The sequence below is a fragment of the Vibrio sp. 1249-1 genome (assembly GCF_033340495.1).
Map to the genome: position 1 here is coordinate 1 of NZ_JAWOWJ010000481.1, position 729 is coordinate 729.

1 protein-coding gene is annotated in these 729 nt (G+C 42.2%); it reads left to right on the forward strand.

Annotation, left to right across the window (positions count from 1 at the left end; all coding sequences use genetic code 11):
- Positions 1 to 227 precede the first annotated feature (227 nt).
- Positions 228 to 729 (forward strand): SDR family NAD(P)-dependent oxidoreductase (locus R7Z50_RS27115; RefSeq protein WP_318149701.1); only part of this gene is annotated, 502 nt, incomplete at its 3' end.

The following is a 729-nucleotide window of genomic DNA, read 5'->3' on the forward strand; positions in this document are numbered from 1 at the left end:
CATTATATCGCTGAAAAATTTAAGAACCAGTATTTTTAAAATGCCTTTTCAAAAATTTGAAACCGCGCAATTAAAGAATCCAGAAAAACAAGATCGCAATCAATATTTTTAAAACGCCTTTTCAAAAAAAATTGCAAACAGTTTCTTTTTGGGTCAGGATGAATGCATACAAAGTGACATGGCCAAGACGCCAAATCACGACATTACCTACTATTGAGGAAAACGACATGATTCTTGATTCATTTAACCTTGAGGGAAAAGTGGCCATTGTTACTGGTTGTGACACTGGTCTTGGTCAAGGTATGGCGCTTGGTCTAGCAAAAGCGGGCTGTGACATTGTTGGCGTAAACATCAGCGAACCAACAGAAACGATTGAGAAAGTAGAGGCTGAAGGCCGTAAGTTCGTCGATATCCGCGCTAACTTAATGAAACTAGAAGACATCCCAACTATCGTTGACCGCGCAGTAACCGAACTTGGTCGCATTGATATCTTAGTGAACAACGCGGGCATCATTCGTCGTAACGATGCCATCGAGTTTTCTGAGCAAGATTGGGATGACGTAATGAATATCAACTTGAAGTCTGTGTTCTTTATGTCTCAAGCGGTTGCGAAAGAGTTCATCGCGCAAGGTGAAGGCGGCAAGATCATCAACATCGCATCAATGCTTTCTTTCCAAGGCGGTATTCGCGTGCCTTCTTACACTGCGTCTAAGAGTGGCGTAATGGGTG